Raw genomic sequence first — 15,964 nt, 5'->3', positions numbered from 1 at the left:
AAGCCAAGGAAGACCGATTATGAGCGAAGCCACTCCGATTTTGCACATGCTCTCGCCGCAGAAGCATATGTCGCCGTTCGACGTGAACATGGCGGCGGATGCCGGCTGGAAGGTCATCGTCCCGTACATCAACGTGACGCTCGAGGAAGTGACCGCGCTCACGCAGGACGCGATCTTCTCGCGCCCGCCGAACTATGGCACGCGCACGGGCTTTTTCATCGGCGGCAAGGATGCCATCCTCGCTCTCGACATGCTGGAAGCCGTGCAGAAGGCACTGGTGCCGCCGTTTGGTCTGTCGGCTCTGGCCGACCCTGCCGGATCGTTCACCACGGCTGCAGCGATGGTCGCGTGCGTCGAGCGCGTGCTGCGCACGAAGTTCAATCGCGGCTGGAAAGGCACGCGCGTTGCCGTGTTCGGCGCCACCGGCGTCGTCGGCTTCGCCTCCTCGATCATCGCAGCGCTGGAAGGCGCTGAGGTGACGCTGGTTGCGCACCGCGGTGTCGATCGCGTGATCAAGTCGGCGGAAGTGTCGAAGCAGCGCTTCGGCGTCGACCTCATCGCCAAGTCGGGTGAGACGCTGGAGCAGAAGCAGGCGATCATCGCCGACACGGAAGTCGTGTTCGCAGCCGCTGCTGCCGGCGTTCGCGTTCTCTCCGGCGATGATCTCGCCAAGGCGAAGAACCTGCTCGTCGCTGCCGACGTGAACGCAGTTCCGCCCGCGGGCATCGAGGGCATGGAGCTGTTCATGGACGGCGCTGCCCTGCCCGGCTCCAACGCGCTCGGCGTTGGCCCGCTCGCCATCGGCGACATCAAGTACAAGACGGAGTCCGGCCTCTTCAAGCGCATGCTCGAGTCCGACAAGCCCGTGCACTATGACTTCCGCGCCGCGTTCGACCTGGCGCGGACGCTGACCGCTTGATCAGCGGGAGCGTCCTTATCGCAGCATTAGCCGGGCGTGGGCTCGCAGCCTCCGCCCGGCGCGCTGGATACGAACCGCTTGTCGCCGACGCGTTCGGCGACAGCGACACTGCCGAGTACGCAGCACATGCGTTGTGCGTCAAAGATGCAGCGCGCATAGGATTTCGCACCAAGCAGACACTCGCCGCACTGAGCGATCTGGCCCAACGCGCGACGAGCCCTCCGGTGGGGCTGGTGCTCGGCTCGGGATTCGAAGATCGCCCGAAGCTGATCGAAGTGCTGGCGCGTCGCTATCGCATCCTCGGCAACAATGCGGCGACAATCGCGCGCTGCAAGGATCCGCGCGCGCTGGCGGCGCTGCTCGACAAGCTCTCAATCGAACATCCTGAAACGCAACTTCGCGTGCCCGGCGACCCGGCCGGATGGCTGTCGAAGCGCATAGGCGGCAGCGGGGGAACGCACGTAGCTTCAGCGGAGGCTGAGCAAGGCGCGCGGCGATATTACCAGCGCCAGCTCGATGGCATCCCGCACTCGGTGCTTGCGGTTGCGAGCGGCGGGGGCATGCAAATGATCGGCATCAGCCGGCAATGGTCCGTCGGAACCGGTCCGAGACCTTACCGCTACGGCGGCGCGGTCGGGCCGGCCGAGGTAGCCACGGATGTCGCGGCTTCGATGCAATCAGCGGCTGAAAAGCTATGCGCCGCACTGAGGCTTGCCGGTCTCGTCTCGTTCGATTTCCTGCTCGCAGGCAAAAGCCCCTATCTGCTCGAGATCAATCCGCGGCCGGGCGCGACGCTCGACGTGTTCGACGATGAGCGCGGAAGTCTCTTCCACGCGCATCTCGCGGCGGCGATGGGGGAGACGCCTAAAGTGAACGTTTCAATGGACGTTCGCGCTGCAGCAATTCTTTACGCCGATCCCGGATCGCTCGACATCGGAGACGAGCCGTTGCCGCCCTGGACAGCGGACCGCCCGGCCCCTGGAACCCACATTCCCCGCTATAGGCCGATAGCCACGGTTTATGGCTCCGGGGCGAGCCAGGATGCGGCATTAGGGAGTTGTCGTCAGCGCTTGGACGAACTGGGTCAGATGCTGTATGGACAGCCCCGAAACAGGGAGCGCAACGACAATGCAGAAGTACAACGGCCCGGCCCCAAGCGTCTCTTCGCGCGCAGCCAAGCTCGTTGAAGGAATCGTGGCCGACGCCGACGCACTGCGTTGCGCGGTTACGACCGGAGAAGCCGGCGAACGGCTCATCGACATGGGCGCGAAGGCCCCGGGCGGATTGGAAGCTGGACGCCGGCTGGCTGAGGTCTGCCTCGGTGGGCTCGGCACTGTCACGGTGCACAATGATTCCGGCCTGAAGCGCTGGCCGCTCGGCATCACCGTCCACGCTGCGAACCCGGTCGTCGCCTGTCTCGGCAGCCAGTATGCCGGCTGGCAGATCACCGAGCAGGAGAGCGGCTTCTTTGCGCTCGGCTCGGGACCGGCGCGTGCCCTTTCGCGCGTCGAGGCGCTCTACAAAGACCTCAACTACGTCGACCATTATAGCAAGGCGGCGCTCGTCATCGAGGGCGACAAGGCTCCGCCGGCTTCGGTCGCGCGTTCTATCGCGGCGGCGTGCGGCGTGCAGCCGAGCAACCTGACGATCCTTTTTGCGCCGACGGGCTGCATCGCGGGCAGCGTGCAGATCGCGGCACGCGTGCTCGAAGTCGCTCTGCACAAGGCGCACGAATTGCACTTCCCGCTGGAGCACATCGAGGATGGCATCGGCACGGCACCGATCGCGCCGCCGATCCCCGATTTCATGCGTGCCATGGGCCGCACTAACGACGCCGTAATCTACGGTGGCCGGGTGCAGTTGTTCGTGCGCGGCAGCAACGACGCGGCCGAGCAGCTTGCAAAGCAACTTCCCTCGAGCACCTGCGCCGCCTACGGCGAGCCGTTCGCCGATATCTTCGCGGCAGCCGGCGGCGACTTCTACAAAATCGATCCGATGTTGTTCAGCCCGGCTCAGGTCATCGTTTCGAACCTCGACACCGGCACCTCATTCCATGCGGGCGAACTTGCTCCAGACGTCGTCGACAAAAGCTTCCGCTGATCAAAGCGCAAGCGGCCTGAAGATCGCTCTCTTCCTCGAGGAAGAGAGCGGCAACTGGCACGTGCGCCGCCTCGCCGAGGCGTTGCGCGCGCGCGGGGCCTATGTCGTCATCACATCGCTGCCGCGGTGCGCGTTCGATACCGGGCTGGAAAGCGGCATCGATATTCCTGGTTTCAACGGCGTATTGCCGGATGCCGTATTCGTGCGGTCCATTTCGGCGGGCACGCTGGAGCAGATCACCTTCCGCCTCGGCATCCTGCATGCGCTGCGCGAAAGCGGCGTGCGCGTATGGAACGATGCGCGCGCCATCGAGCGCTGCGTCGACAAGTCGGCGACGACGTTCTTGCTGCACAAGGCCGGTATTCCGACACCGCGCACGCGCACAGTCGAGACGCTGCCACCCGCGGATGCCTACGTAGGCGCGGCCGGGCGGCCACTGATCTACAAGCCCTTGTTCGGGTCGCAGGGCAAAGGGCTGATGCGCGTCGACAGCGTGAACGAGCTGCCGGCGCCCGAGGCAGCCGATAACATCTATTATCTGCAGGACTACGTGCCCTCTTCCAACGCAACATTCGAAGACTGGCGGGTTCTGGTGACGCGCTGGCGCGTCGTAGCTGCCATGGCACGGCGGGCGGGCAGCTGGATCACCAACGTTCACCAGGGTGCAGCGCCGATTGCGCATCTGGCTGACGCGGAAATGGCCTCGCTGGCGCAAGGCGCGCTGTCTGCTGTGGGTGGCGACTATGCCGGCGTCGATCTGATCCGCGGAGCTGACGGGCGTCTCATGGTTCTTGAAGTGAACAGCAATCCGTCCTGGCGCGGTTTGCAGAGCGTATCGGATATCAACATCGCCGAGACCATCGTCGAAGATTTCCTTTACGCGGTTGCCGAACACCGGCGGGCGCACACGGCTGCGCAACCATGCCCCGCCTGAGCGAAGACCAGATCGCCGAGCTGTTCATCGCCGCCTGCCACGCAGAGCTTTCTGCGCTCAAGCCGGGCAATGTTCATGTTCATTCTGGCGGCCACGGCATGGAGGTCGCGCAATTCGAGGCCAGTGCGGAAGCTGCAGCGCCATGGATCGCGGCCAGCGGCGAGAAAGTCGGCACCCGAATTCTGCGCGCCGTCGAAGCCTCATTCGCGGCCGCGGGCTGTAATACGAACCTTGGCATTCTGCTGCTGTGCGCGCCGGTTGCGGCTGCTGCGGCAATGAACCTGGAGCTTGGCCTGCGCGGACGGCTGAATGCGGTGCTGGCCAATCTCGATGCGGGCGATGCCGCCTCGGTTTATGCGGCGATCCGGCGGGCGCATCCCGGTGGGCTAGGGTCGGCACCTGAGCAGGATGTGGCCGTTCCGCCGACCATCGGCCTGCTCGAGGCGATGGCGCTGGCGGCCGAGCGCGACCGCATCGCACTCAACTATACGACTGGCTTTCAAGACATTTTCGAGTTCGGGTTGCCGGAACTGCGCCGCGCTCAATCACTGAGCGATGATCCGTCATTGGCGGTGACGACGCTGCACATGGCCTATCTTGCACAATTTGCAGACAGCCACATTGTTCGAAAACATGGTGAAGCAGTTGCCAATGATGTCCGTCAGCGGGCGATTGCGCTCGAAACGCTCTGGCAGCCCGTCGCGACAGCCAAAGCATTGCCCGCATTGCTCGAATTCGATGCCGATCTGAAGCGCCAGGGCATCAATCCGGGTACGACTGCCGACCTCGTTGTAGCAACCGTTTTTGTCGCTTCTGTGTGCGACGCAATGGGGCTTAACGGCTCGTCTTAGCCCCTTGTCTCGATATTGCCCTCAGGCTATCTAGGGGCGGCGTTTATGGCGCGCCGCTATCCGGCAAACCGGTTCGTCGACTTCGTCGCCGGACGCAGAAACGAAGGATGGCTTTTCGATTGGGCAGAAACTGGTGCGCCCGGCCTTTCGGCAGGGTGGCGTTGGTGCTCGTGGTGCTTATAGCTTGGGAGAAACCCCGAAATGGCCAAGATCAACAAGGTGCTTGTCGGCGAATCGCTCGTCGGCGACGGTAACGAAGTCGCTCACATCGACCTTCTCATGGGTCCGCGCGGCTCGGCCGCTGAAGTCGCGTTCTGCAACGCGCTGACGAACAACAAGGACGGTTTCACGACCCTCCTCGCTGTTATCGCTCCCAACCTGCCCTGCAAGCCGAACACGATCCTGTACAACAAGGTCACCATCAAGGACGCCCGTCAGGCCGTTCAGATGTTCGGACCTGCTCAGTACGGCGTCGCCAAGGCCGTTCAGGACTCGGTTGCCGAGGGCGTGATCCCCGCAGCTGAAGCTGACGACATCTTCATCTGCGTCGGCGTGTTCATCCACTGGGAAGCTGCCGACGACGCGAAGATCCAGGACTACAACTATCGCGCCGTTAAGGAGTCGATCGCCCGTGCAGTCGCTGGCAAGCCGACCGCTGCCGAAGTGACCGCTCAGCGCAACTCGGCTCAGCATCCGTTCGGTGCGAAGGCTTGAAGCGGAAACCGTCCACAGCAGGATGATGCCCCGCCTATGAAGAGGGGCCTGCTGCAGCGATTGGGTAGACTGCTTTCTGGCCGTTGGAACGGGTAGAACACCCACGGCGCGCGTTCTGCTCTCCCCTTCGTGCTACGACATCAAAGGCCGGCGATCTCATCGAGATCGCCGGCTTTTATTTTGCCCATGTGCAGCGCGGTCGCGACGAGCACGCCTGCCGCGCCAGCCTTGTGCAACGCTTCGATATCGGCGCGATTGCGCACGCCACCCGCGGCGTAGACGCGCCGCCCGTTTGCTCGCGCGATGATATCGGCAATGCGCGTGAGGTCAGGCCCCTCGCCCGAGCCGACGCGCGCGAGCGTCATGACGATCAGCCGATCTGGCCAGAGTTCCGGGGTCTCGATGATGCGCGGGGGGCCGATGAACTGATCGCCTTTGAAATCGAGCGACAGGACGAAGCGATCGCGCGGTAGAGCTTCAAGCGCCGCGATATCTTGTTCGCCGACGATGCTCTCGGTGCCGATGATCGGCGTCGCTGCGTCCGAACCCGCGAGCATTTCACGGGCTTCGTGTGGGCGCAGGCCGGCGTCGACCCAGAGCGCAATCCCAGGGATCGTGCTGGCGAGTCGTTCGGGCAGCGCCGCATTTGCCCCTCGCCCCTCGATGGCGTCGAGATCGGCGACGTAGAGAATTGGAAAGGCAAAGAGGCGCGCGAAGCCTCGTGCGATGGCGATCGGATCGCTGCCTTCGGCGAGCGGCGTCGCAATCGGCTTATATGCCGCGCGGTCACCGCGGGCCGCCGCAACAGCCACGCCGTGCCGAACATCGATAACCGGGATCACGTCCATCTAGGATCATCACACTAGTTTGCCTCCGCGGTCACCTCGTGTAACACGGCACCGCGTGCGAAGAAGCCTCGCGCGCGTGGAGATAGCATGTCCATAACAGCGGGCTACGACGTGGGCGGGGCGCACCTCAAGGTAGCGCTGGCCGAGAATGGCCGCACCATCGCGGTGCGCCAGATCGCGTGCCCGCTGTGGCGGGGGCTCGACCGCTTGGATGCGGCGCTCGCTGAGGCAGCGGATCTGGTTGTGCGCGCCGACGCGCACGCGGCGACGATGACGGGCGAGTTGTGCGAAGTGTTTCCAGACCGGGCAAGCGGTGTCCGGGCGATCGTCGACCGGCTGCAGGCGCTGATGGGTCCCGATGTGCGCATCTGGATGGGATTGCGCGGGATTGGGCGCGCCGATGATGCGCGCGCCGACCCGATCAGCGTTGCCTCGACGAACTTTCTCGCCAGCGCAGCTCTTGTTGCGCGTGCGTTGCCCGATGCACTGCTCGCCGACATGGGCTCGACGACGACGGACATCATCGCGGTCCGCGACGGGGCCATTGCTGCGCGGGGCCTCACCGATGGCGAGCGTCTGGCAACGGGCGAGCTTGTCTACAGCGGATTAACGCGCACCGACGTGAGCAGCGTGGCGCAACGCGGTGTGCTGCGCGGGCGCACGCAGCGGCTCGCCGCCGGTGTTTTCGCCAACATGGCGGACGTCCGCCGCGTGCTCGGCGTGCTTCCCGATGACGTCGACCAGCACGCGACGCTCGACGGGCAGGGAAAGTCAGCGACGGAAAGCGTGGCTCGTTTCGCGCGCTGCTTCGGCTGGGATGCGGGCGATGCTTCACTTGGTGATTGGCAGGCCGCTGCGCGCGAGATTGCAGATCAACAGCAACGCGAGATCGCGGCGGCTATCGGCGAGGTTCTGGCAAATGCAGGGATGCCGGCGCGAGCGCCAATCGTAGCCGCCGGGGTCGGCGCAGACGTGATCGCACAGATTGCCGAGGCTGAGGGACGCGAGGCCATCGCCTTCGCTGAGATCGCGCAGGCGACCGACGACTGCCGCACTTGGGCGAGTCGCTGCGCACCCGCGGTCGCCGTCGCGCTGCTTGCATAGCAGTGTCGACCGCTCAGCCTTGCAAGGCGCGCCAGGCGTCGATCTTTTCCATCAGCCAGCCCCAGGCCTCTTCCTCGCGCGGGCCGGCGGTCTTGGAGATAGCGATCTCGAGGTACTTCAGCTCGTTTTCGATCTTCTCGGGCGGCAGCATGGAAAGGCGCGTTATCAGCACTGCGCATTCGAGCACGGCCGCCTGAGCGCGGTTGAAGCCTTCCCACGGGCGGTGGCTCGCCTCGTACTCCAACCTGCATGAAAAGCGCGGTCGCTGCTGATCATTGGTGATGCTTTCGACGGCCATCTCCCAGTGCGAGACGGCATCGATGAGGCGCATACCGGGCACGCGCTCCGCAGTGCAGGTCGGCCATGATTTGCGGCCGGTGACGCAGCCGGCAAACACGCGCACGTCGTCGGTGTGGCTCGCGATTGCGAAGGGCACCTCGTTGAGGTTGTCGAGCGTGCGCGAAGGCCGGAACGGCGCGATGATCCAGTTGTCGCCGTCAGCGATCAAACCAAGGGGGGCGATATGCGCCTCACCCTTCGCGTTTGTCGTCGTCACGATCGTTTCGACGATGCGCGGCATCCTGCTTCTCCTTGCGGGCGGCTTTGAGCGTGGCCCCTTCGGGTGCATGCTGGGTCAGGTCTTCGGACTTGCGATCGGCGGCGACGCCCCAGTCGAGCGCGCTGTCCTGCGCATATCTCTTGCCGAGGGCGCGGGCAATCTCGGCCTTGGCCAGCTCATAGCCGAGATAGAATGCGTGAGCGCCGTCGTGCTCAACGCCGAGCTTGTCGAACAGCGCGAAGGGATCAGCGGCGACGTGATGGCCGTCGCGATTATAAATATGCAGGCCGTCGGTGGCGGCCTCGATGCGATAGTTGGAATCGCGCACCTCCTTGGCGTTGGCGGCGATCTGCTCGGGCGTATCCTGAAAGGGGCGCATCTCGTGCAGTGAGAGCAGTCCGGCGTTGTAGCCCTTGGGGAGGTTGCCGTCTTCGCGGGCGCGATACATGAGGCGGCGGGCGGCGTCGTGCTCTTCGACGGTGCGGCGCGTGTGCGGCGATACCTGCACGATCAGCACGTTGTGAATCTGCAGCTCGGCGCAGATGCCGATGAGAAGCGCCGTGACACCCTGACTGTCGGCGTCGGTCAATTCTGTCAGGTTGCCGGTGCCCATGAGGATTTCGACATCGGGACAGCGGCGGCGCAACTCGGCGTAGCGCTCGAGCGATGTCATGAAGCCGAAGTTGATGGGATCGAGCACAGGGTCGGCGATGTGCGGGATGCCCTTCGCCTTGCACAACTCGATGGCGCGCACGAGGGAATCCAAATCCCCGTGCGGCTTTGGCAGCAGCACGGGCACGCACGCCGTTCCGTCGATGGCGTCGAGGTTGCTCTCGTCAAGGCTCAAGACGAAATCAGCGCCAGCACGCGCGCCGCGGCGTAGCTCTTCGGTGTCGCCGGAATCGACGCTCACTTTGAAGCCGGCCCGTTTCAGGGCGACGACGGTTTCTTCCAGGTGCGGAAATGGGACGCCCGGCTGGCAGCCGATGTCGACCACGTCGGCGCCCTTTTCGATAAGCTCTCGCCCTCGGGCGACAAGCGCCTCAGTCGAAAAGGCTGGCGCATCGACGATCTCGGCGAAGATGCGGATATCATTCTTCGACAGATCGGGCGGCTCACCGCCCTGGCCGAAAAACTGCGGCAAGTCGATGATCTCGTCGGGGCCGCGCTCGAAAGGCACGCCGTAGTGCTCGGCGAGGTGAGACAGGTCCATGCGCACGCGACCGGGGACGATGACGCGATCGGCATCTAGCGGCTCTTTCAAGCGGTTGCGGACGATGTTCTCGGTCATCAGCGCTGCGACTTTGATGCCAAGGTTGGCGATGCGCCAGGAGCCGTTGGGCAGGCCCATAGCCGCCACTGTCTCGGCAAGACGGGGCTCAGCGAGACGCCCGGTCAGGAACAGCAGCTTTTTTTCGCCGTCAGAACTAGTCATGGGAGCTGGTCATGGGAGCTGGCCTCGCCCGCACTTTTTGGCCCCAGGGCCGGCGGTCATCTGCCTCGGGCGATAGCACGCTTAGAGGGTTTCAGTCGACCGGCTCGATAAGGTGCGGAAAGCCGCTGGGCAAGCTCGGCCTCATCGCCAGCGCCAAGCACGCGCCACGGCAATGCCGACCGTGCGACGATCTCGGCAAAGGCAGGGTCGACAATGCCCTGGCGAACGAGTTGCGCGGGCGTTGCCTCAGAGTCGACGCGGCAGGACTTTACCAACACGACGCCAGCGCCAAGGCGCTCGGCGAGGCGGGCGGCGAGCGCGTCGGACGTCGTGCGCCAGTCGGCAGAAACACGCGTATCGGCGTCGGTGAGTTTCAGCGGCAGCCAGACCGGAATGCGGCTTTCCGCCATTGCGCGGCGAATGGCGCTGAGCGTTTCCGCCGGGACAAGGCGTGGATGCATGGCACTCAGCATCATGCCGGTCTGATGCATCGCCAGCAGCGCCATGCGATGTGAAACCGGCTCGGGGAGGTGGTGCTTTTTGTGCGCCGCGCGCACGGCGTCGGCAAAGGTGCCACCACCGGGAACGATGACGCATGACTGACGCGCGGCGCCGACGATCTTCAGGATAGACGCAAGACGCCGACTTTCGGCGAGGCTGCCACCCAGCTTGACGACGGTGGGCGTGCGCGCGGCGCTCACGTGGCGCGCGGGCGCACGATCTCGACGCCGACGGCATCGGGGCCGCGCTCCAGCTTCTCGACGCGGACCAACACCTCGACGATGCGTTTGTCGGCGAGGCAGCGCTCGGCGATCTGCGCCGCCATCGTCTCGACTAGGCCGACATGTCCGGCCGCGATCACCGTCTTCACCGCGTTGACGAGATCGTCATAGGACGGCACCTCGTCGATCGTGTCCCCTTTCGGAGAGACACCGGCGGCGACAGAGGCTTCGATGGTGAACGAAACCTTTTGCGTGATGCCCTGCTCTTCGTCGTAGACGCCGATGGCGACGGGCAGCACGAGGCCGCGCACGAAGATGCGATCGAGGATTGCGCCGTCACGGCGGGCGGAAATGCTGTGTTTGCTGCTCATGCCACGTCTTTCGCTTGCCGAGGCGCCATAGCACCTGGCAGCAGCGGGCTGCAAGCTTGACCCTGTGCTGCATCGCAAACAGGGATAATGCGGCGAACGGCGCGAACGGCCTCGGCATCGATCTCCGAAGTGCGCTCGCCCTGACGGCAAAGGCCGCCGCGGAAGCCGAGAATGTCGGGGGAAAGCGCCAGCAGCATTGGCACGTGCGCGGCGCGCAACGAGCCTGCGAGACCGGCGAACATGCCGGCAGCTTTGGTTGCCGCCACAAAGCGGCGCAGCACATCAATTGAGGTGACGTCGGGAAGCGCACCGCGGCGCTTATCTGCTGTGTCGAGCATCAGGCCGACGAAGCCAGCATCGCGTGCTACTGGAATGAGATCGAAGTCGACCCCCTTGTCGGCGAGCATGACGCCGACGAGGCGCGCCGATCCTAGATCGAGCTTGGCCACCGCCTGGAGCATCGTCGCGGTGGTCGCATTTGCTTCAAGGCCGATCTTGACGATATCCGCACCTGTTGCGGCCATGCGCTGGATGGCAGCTGCAGTTGCGGCGATGTCTTCGGTCGGATCGCCGATGGTGGCGCTGACGATAATGTGAGCGGGCACGGCACGGCGAATGGCCGTCACTGTAGCGGCCGGGAGCGCCCCCAGTGCGCCGGCTGAGGGATTCTTGGCATCGATGACGTCAGCACCCAGAGAGGCGACAAGCTGCGCCTCGCGGTCGTTCGTCACGCTGGCAAGCAGCCTTGCCGATCCGCGCACGTGTTCCATTAATCTTGATGAGATCTATGCTTCGCCGAAGATGCGGCGCTGTTCCGCCCGCACCTTTTCACGGTCGCACCGGTCGGCCACGGAGAGCTGCACCGGAACGTCCTCGGCGATAGTTGCAGGTCCGGCCGACAGACGCAAGATGCGGGTCCCCAGCATGACTGCCTCGGCCCGGTCATGAGTGACGAACAGGACGGTCGTCGGGCGGCGGGACCAGAGCTCAACCAGAAGCTCGCGCAGGGCGTGTGCGGTGGGATCGTCGAGCGAGACGAACGGTTCATCCATGAGGAGAATGTCCGGCTCGAGCACAAAGGCGCGCGCCAGGGCGACGCGGCGCTGCATGCCGAGCGAGATCATTTCCGGATAGGCATTCGCTGCCTCGGTGAGACCGACACGCTTCAGAAGCTCGGGGATGTTGGCGAGGCGCGGATCATCGGTCGGCAGCGCCAGCGCGATGTTCTCGTAAACGGTGCGCCAAGGTAATAACCGCGGCGACTGAAACACGAACGCGATGTTGGGGCCCTGGCTGCCAAACTCAACCTGGCCGTCATAGTCGTGATCGAGGCCGGCGACGATGTTCAGCATCGTTGACTTGCCGCCGCCGGATGGCCCGGTGATGATGACGAACGATCCCGGATCGACGTCGAAGGCGATGTCCTTCAGGACATGGTTCGAGGGACGCTCCCCGACGGCGGGGAACTCCTTCTTGTCGATCTTGACCGACAGCGGCCGCTTCACCGACGCCATTTGCTGGCCCTCGCGATGAGCGGCTGAATGATCGCCATCTCGATGATCTGCACGACGATGATGAAAGCAAGTGCGTAGGAGAGGATCATCGGCACGTCGAAGAGCTGGAAGGCGATGTTGAGCTGATGCCCGACGCCGTCGGAGCGCCCGAAGGCTTCGACCACGAGCACGATTTTCCATACAAGCGCGAGGCCGGAGCGGGCTGCGGCGGCGAAGAACGGCACGAGCTGCGGCAAGGTCACGTGGCGCAGCGTCTTCCACCAGCCGAAGCGGTATACGTGCGCCATCTCATTGAGATCTTTGGAGAGGCTGCGGGCGCCCTCGCGCATGGTGACGGCGACGTTGGGGATCTTGTTGACGGCAACCGCGGTGATCGCTGCGACCTCCGTCAGTCCGAACCAGATGTAGCAAAGTACGATAATGACCAGCGCTGGCAGGTTGAGGAAGAAGATCAGCCAGGTATCGAAGAAACGATCGGCCATCGGATAGCGGCCGAGCGCCAGGCCGATTGCCGAGCCGATGAACATCGCGACGACGAAACTGAACGCGACGCGGATGAGCGTTGCGGCAATGTTGCCCCACAGCTCGCCCGCCTCCGCCTCGCGGATCATCACCTGCACCACTTCGGTTGGGCCAGGCATATAGCGGCTCTGCGCGATGAGAGCGATAAGCTCCCATAGCCCGACGAGTGCCAGCAGTGAGATCAGCGACCAGCCGAGGCGCCCTAACCTGGGGCCGCGCGCCTGCGCGTTATGAGCCTGCCGCATGGAACAGCTTGGGGTCGAACTGCGTACCACTGCCGAGAATATTCGGTCCTCCAATATCGACGAGGATCTGTGTCAATTTTTCAGCCGATCGGGTCTCTGCTCCGGTCCATGGCTGGGGGATGCCTGCGCGATAGTCCGCCTTGATCTGCTGGAATTCAGGTTCGCTCTGCGGCCGCACGAGGTCACGCAGGCGCTCCCAGGCGGCGTCGGATTTGGCGAGGATTGCGTTGGCGTCCTCCACAACGGAGAGAAATGCAGCGATCTCTTTCGCCTTCTTCTCCTCGGTCTCCTCGGTCCAAATGAAGCCGACCAATGAAGGCACGGGCGCGATTCCCAGCGACTTCAGAACCTCGTCCATGGTGACGATCGAGTGGAAGCCTTCGCCATGCAGGCGGGCGGCGTAGGTCCAGAAGTTGAGCACGGCATCGAGACGCCCGGACATCGCTTCGGCGGTAAGAAGCGGGGCGGAACCAAAGGCCGGGCTTGCAAAGCTGGCGATGTCGATTCCCAGCTCTTTCTTCGAGTAGGCGCGGAGCAACAACCAGCTCTTGTCGATGGCGCCGCCGGCAACGCCGAGCTTCTTGTCCTTGAGATCGGCGATCGTCTTGATGGGAGAATCGCCCGCAACCATGACGGCGCCAAGGGCAGACGAATACGGCGCGAACTTCACGCGCTCTCCGAGGGCTCGCTGACGCAGCGCCCACGGCCAATCACTGACGATGATCTCCACGTTGCCGGAAAGAAGCGCGACGGGACCCGCCTGGTTTGTCGCAACCTCGACGACGATAATCTGTAGACCAACCTTGTTGGCCAATCCCTCAGCGCGCACCGTTTCCAATAGCCAGCTCAAGGTGCCGAACTTAAGAGAGGCAATCCGCAGCGATCCTGCGGCGCTTGCCGTTGGGGCGCCGGCAGCCAAACCTGCCAAGGCCGAACCGCCGGCGAGCAGCAACTGGCGGCGATCGATCATCTCGCGGCCCCCTTCTGCGCGAACAGCCGCCTGTCGACAATGTAGTTCACGGCGCGCAGCCACATTTTATCGGTGTTGCCGTAGATCTCGCTCGATCCCTGATCGACGACCTTCTCTGCGGCCACGTCGCGAATGTAGATGCTGACCGTGAACAGAACGTCGGATGCCTTGCGCACGGTGCCGATAAATGCGTACGCAGCGCCCACTTTCTTGGCGAGGTCATCCTCGCAGCCATTACACTTGTACATCGGAGATTTCTCTTCGATGTCCTTTGCGATCGGCGTGCTATCGACCACTTCATAGTGCCCGCCGGCCCTGATGAGGCGGATCAGTTCGTCGGTAATGAGCTGCAGCCGGCGCTTGTCCTCAGGGTCGAGCCCCTTGGGCATTACGCCGATTTCGAATTGCTGCTGCTGATCTATGAGATCGAAGGGAAAGATGACCGCCTTCGGCGCCGCCGATGCGATGGCGGGCAGCAGCATCGAGGCAAGCGCGAAGATGACAATCCGTTTAGCAAACAAATCGCTTCCCCTGCTCTAAGCCGCGCCGACGGCTGCTTAGACTGTTATACTATTAAGGGGTAGGTGTGCCGAAGAGGTGGCTAATTGCAAGGGGGTTATTGCCACGTAGTGGCATGCCAAAGGTCACAAGTCCGCGAGTGAAATCGGGAGACCTTGACAACCGTGGTCCCCAGCACCCTTTTAATGCAACATAGTAACAGTAGCCCGCACAATAAGCTCTCGCACTGCAGCGAGACGGAAGAATTCAGGAGGAACCGGCTCAATGGCGAATGGCAATGCCGAGCGCGCGCATAGCGGCGGAGTGTTCGCGTGTCTGCGGCGCGGCGCGTTGTTCGCGGCTGCGCTGGCCATAATCGCTCCAGTGAGCGTCCTTGCCCAAGATGCCTCGCCTGCTACCGCGCCAACACCCGAAGCTACGGCCCCCGCAAAGACTGACGAAGCCGCGCCTAAGGTCGCGGTAATCCCCATCCTGCTCGCGCGCGAGCTACGCGAGGAGCCGCTGCCGCTCTCGCTGCTCGATCTGCCGCCGAAGGATCTCGGGCTGGCCGGCGCGAAGCTGGCTATTACCGACAACAACACCACCGGCCGCTTCATGAACCAGGAGTTCACGCTCGAAGCGATCGAGGATTCTGATCCGGCGAAGCTGATCGCCGACGTGGTGCAGAAGGTCGACGCGGGAACGCACTTCGTACTCGTCGACGCCTCGCCCGCGACGCTGCTCAAGCTGTCGGACGCCCTGAAGGGCAAGGAAGCGCTGCTGATCAACTATGCGCTGCCCGATGACAGCCTGCGAGAGGAAGATTGCCGCGCCGACGTGCTGCACACCGCGCCCACGCGCTCGATGCTGGCGGATGCCCTGGCGCAGTATCTCGTGTGGAAGAAGTGGAACCGCTGGCTGCTGGTGCTGGGGCCGACAGAGAAAGACAAGCTCTACGCCGATGCGATCCGCCGGGCTGCCAAGCGTTTTGGTGCGAAAATCGTCGAGGAGCGCACGTTCACTTACGATTCCGGCAACCGCCGTTCGGATGGCGGTTTTGAGCAGGTACAGCAGCAAATTCCGACGTTCACCCAAAGTGCTCCCGACTATGACGTGGTCGTCGTTGCCGACGAGAGCAGCCTGTTCGGTGATTATCTGCCCTATCGCACATGGGACGCGCGCCCGGTCGCGGGAACCGCGGGCCTTGTCGCGGAGAGCTGGCATCCGGCTATCGAGCTCTGGGGCGGCACGCAGTTCCAGAACCGCTTCAAGCGTCTTGCCGACCGCAACATGCGCCCGATCGACTACAACGCATGGCTCGGCGTGCGCATGATCGGCGAAGCCGCGGCTCGCACGAAGTCGACGAATTTCAAGGAACTCGTTGACTACATCAAGGGGCCCAGCTTCGAAGTTGCGGGCTTCAAGGGCGTCGGGCTGTCTCTACGCAACTGGAATGGTCAGTTGCGCCAGCCCATCCTTGTCGACACGCCGAAGATGCTGGTCACCGTCTCACCGCAGCAGGGCTTCCTACACCAGACGAGCGTGCTCGATACCCTGGGGGTCGATAAGCCCGAAACCAAATGCAAAGCCTATACGCAATGAACGCCAGACTGCCGGCTAAGAAAAGTATCTCAGGAGGAAGCTTCGTGAAGCGCATC

Annotated in this window: 18 protein-coding genes; 8 read left to right on the top strand and 10 right to left on the bottom strand. The window is 63.7% G+C overall.

What is annotated here, in order from left to right; translation table 11 throughout:
* Positions 1-19: 19 nt before the first annotated feature.
* The 6 genes from ACP15D_RS18955 (at position 20) to fae (ending at position 5,518) form a co-directional block, all read left to right on the top strand.
* On the top strand, positions 20-919 hold the full coding sequence (locus ACP15D_RS18955; RefSeq protein WP_424958969.1) for an NAD(P)-dependent methylenetetrahydromethanopterin dehydrogenase: 900 nt from the start codon (positions 20-22) through the stop codon (positions 917-919).
* Positions 916-2,106, top strand: a complete 1,191-nt coding sequence (locus tag ACP15D_RS18950) for an ATP-grasp domain-containing protein (RefSeq protein ID WP_424958968.1) — start codon at positions 916-918, stop codon at positions 2,104-2,106. Before ACP15D_RS18955 ends, ACP15D_RS18950 begins: the two co-directional genes overlap by 4 nt.
* Positions 2,048-3,019, top strand: a complete 972-nt coding sequence (gene mch, locus ACP15D_RS18945; protein WP_424958967.1) for a methenyltetrahydromethanopterin cyclohydrolase — start codon at positions 2,048-2,050, stop codon at positions 3,017-3,019. Before ACP15D_RS18950 ends, mch begins: the two co-directional genes overlap by 59 nt.
* A complete protein-coding gene (locus ACP15D_RS18940) occupies positions 2,985-3,953 on the top strand; it encodes an ATP-grasp domain-containing protein (protein WP_424958966.1) in 969 nt (322 codons plus the stop codon). Before mch ends, ACP15D_RS18940 begins: the two co-directional genes overlap by 35 nt.
* Positions 3,941-4,804 carry a triphosphoribosyl-dephospho-CoA synthase gene (locus ACP15D_RS18935; protein WP_424958965.1) on the top strand — a complete coding sequence of 288 codons (864 nt, stop codon included), beginning with the start codon at positions 3,941-3,943 and terminating at the stop codon, positions 4,802-4,804. Before ACP15D_RS18940 ends, ACP15D_RS18935 begins: the two co-directional genes overlap by 13 nt.
* Before the next feature lie 201 nt (positions 4,805-5,005).
* Complete coding sequence (gene fae, locus ACP15D_RS18930) at positions 5,006-5,518, top strand: formaldehyde-activating enzyme (protein WP_072376730.1); 513 nt, start codon at positions 5,006-5,008, stop codon at positions 5,516-5,518.
* Between the two features lie 140 nt (positions 5,519-5,658).
* Here the strand turns inward: fae and ACP15D_RS18925 are convergent, their stop codons facing one another.
* Positions 5,659-6,366, bottom strand: coding sequence for a HisA/HisF-related TIM barrel protein (locus ACP15D_RS18925; RefSeq protein ID WP_424958964.1), 708 nt, complete (start codon positions 6,364-6,366; stop codon positions 5,659-5,661).
* An 87-nt stretch (positions 6,367-6,453) separates the two neighbouring features.
* Between ACP15D_RS18925 and ACP15D_RS18920 the strand changes: the two genes are divergently transcribed.
* Entirely contained in the window at positions 6,454-7,470 is a 1,017-nt protein-coding gene (locus tag ACP15D_RS18920) for a hydantoinase/oxoprolinase family protein (RefSeq protein WP_424958963.1), read from the top strand.
* Between the two features lie 13 nt (positions 7,471-7,483).
* Here the strand turns inward: ACP15D_RS18920 and ACP15D_RS18915 are convergent, their stop codons facing one another.
* The 9 genes from ACP15D_RS18915 to ACP15D_RS18875 are packed head-to-tail and all read right to left on the bottom strand — an operon-like array spanning position 7,484 to position 14,329.
* On the bottom strand, positions 7,484-8,050 hold the full coding sequence (locus ACP15D_RS18915; protein WP_424958962.1) for a DUF447 domain-containing protein: 567 nt from the start codon (positions 8,048-8,050) through the stop codon (positions 7,484-7,486).
* The gene (locus ACP15D_RS18910; RefSeq protein WP_424958961.1) at positions 8,001-9,464 is read right to left on the bottom strand and encodes a DUF6513 domain-containing protein; all 1,464 of its coding nucleotides are present in this window, start codon (positions 9,462-9,464) and stop codon (positions 8,001-8,003) included. The genes ACP15D_RS18915 and ACP15D_RS18910 overlap by 50 nt, the downstream gene beginning before the upstream one ends.
* A gap of 56 nt (positions 9,465-9,520) precedes the next feature.
* Positions 9,521-10,165, bottom strand: coding sequence for a uridylate kinase (locus tag ACP15D_RS18905; RefSeq protein ID WP_424958960.1), 645 nt, complete (start codon positions 10,163-10,165; stop codon positions 9,521-9,523).
* Positions 10,162-10,557 (bottom strand): dihydroneopterin aldolase, encoded by a 396-nt coding sequence (locus ACP15D_RS18900; protein WP_424958959.1) that lies wholly within the window; start codon positions 10,555-10,557, stop codon positions 10,162-10,164. Before ACP15D_RS18900 ends, ACP15D_RS18905 begins: the two co-directional genes overlap by 4 nt.
* Positions 10,554-11,327, bottom strand: a complete 774-nt coding sequence (locus ACP15D_RS18895; protein ID WP_424958958.1) for a (5-formylfuran-3-yl)methyl phosphate synthase — start codon at positions 11,325-11,327, stop codon at positions 10,554-10,556. Before ACP15D_RS18895 ends, ACP15D_RS18900 begins: the two co-directional genes overlap by 4 nt.
* Positions 11,328-11,342: 15 nt before the next feature.
* Complete coding sequence (locus ACP15D_RS18890) at positions 11,343-12,071, bottom strand: ABC transporter ATP-binding protein (RefSeq protein ID WP_424958957.1); 729 nt, start codon at positions 12,069-12,071, stop codon at positions 11,343-11,345.
* The gene (locus ACP15D_RS18885) at positions 12,059-12,838 is read right to left on the bottom strand and encodes an ABC transporter permease (protein ID WP_424958956.1); all 780 of its coding nucleotides are present in this window, start codon (positions 12,836-12,838) and stop codon (positions 12,059-12,061) included. Before ACP15D_RS18885 ends, ACP15D_RS18890 begins: the two co-directional genes overlap by 13 nt.
* The gene (locus ACP15D_RS18880) at positions 12,822-13,808 is read right to left on the bottom strand and encodes an ABC transporter substrate-binding protein (protein ID WP_424958955.1); all 987 of its coding nucleotides are present in this window, start codon (positions 13,806-13,808) and stop codon (positions 12,822-12,824) included. Before ACP15D_RS18880 ends, ACP15D_RS18885 begins: the two co-directional genes overlap by 17 nt.
* The gene (locus tag ACP15D_RS18875) at positions 13,805-14,329 is read right to left on the bottom strand and encodes a DUF3280 domain-containing protein (RefSeq protein WP_424958954.1); all 525 of its coding nucleotides are present in this window, start codon (positions 14,327-14,329) and stop codon (positions 13,805-13,807) included. The genes ACP15D_RS18880 and ACP15D_RS18875 overlap by 4 nt, the downstream gene beginning before the upstream one ends.
* 262 nt (positions 14,330-14,591) lie before the next feature.
* On the opposite strand from ACP15D_RS18875, the gene ACP15D_RS18870 reads away from it, so the two are divergent.
* Positions 14,592-15,908, top strand: coding sequence for an ABC transporter substrate-binding protein (locus ACP15D_RS18870; protein WP_424958953.1), 1,317 nt, complete (start codon positions 14,592-14,594; stop codon positions 15,906-15,908).
* The last annotated feature ends 56 nt before the right edge of the window (positions 15,909-15,964 follow it).

Source organism: Hyphomicrobium sp. 1Nfss2.1, assembly GCF_965243865.1.
Taxonomy (GTDB): domain Bacteria; phylum Pseudomonadota; class Alphaproteobacteria; order Rhizobiales; family Hyphomicrobiaceae; genus Hyphomicrobium_A.
The sequence above is the reverse complement of the archived record's forward strand: the minus strand, read 5'-3'. Positions and strand labels throughout refer to the sequence as shown.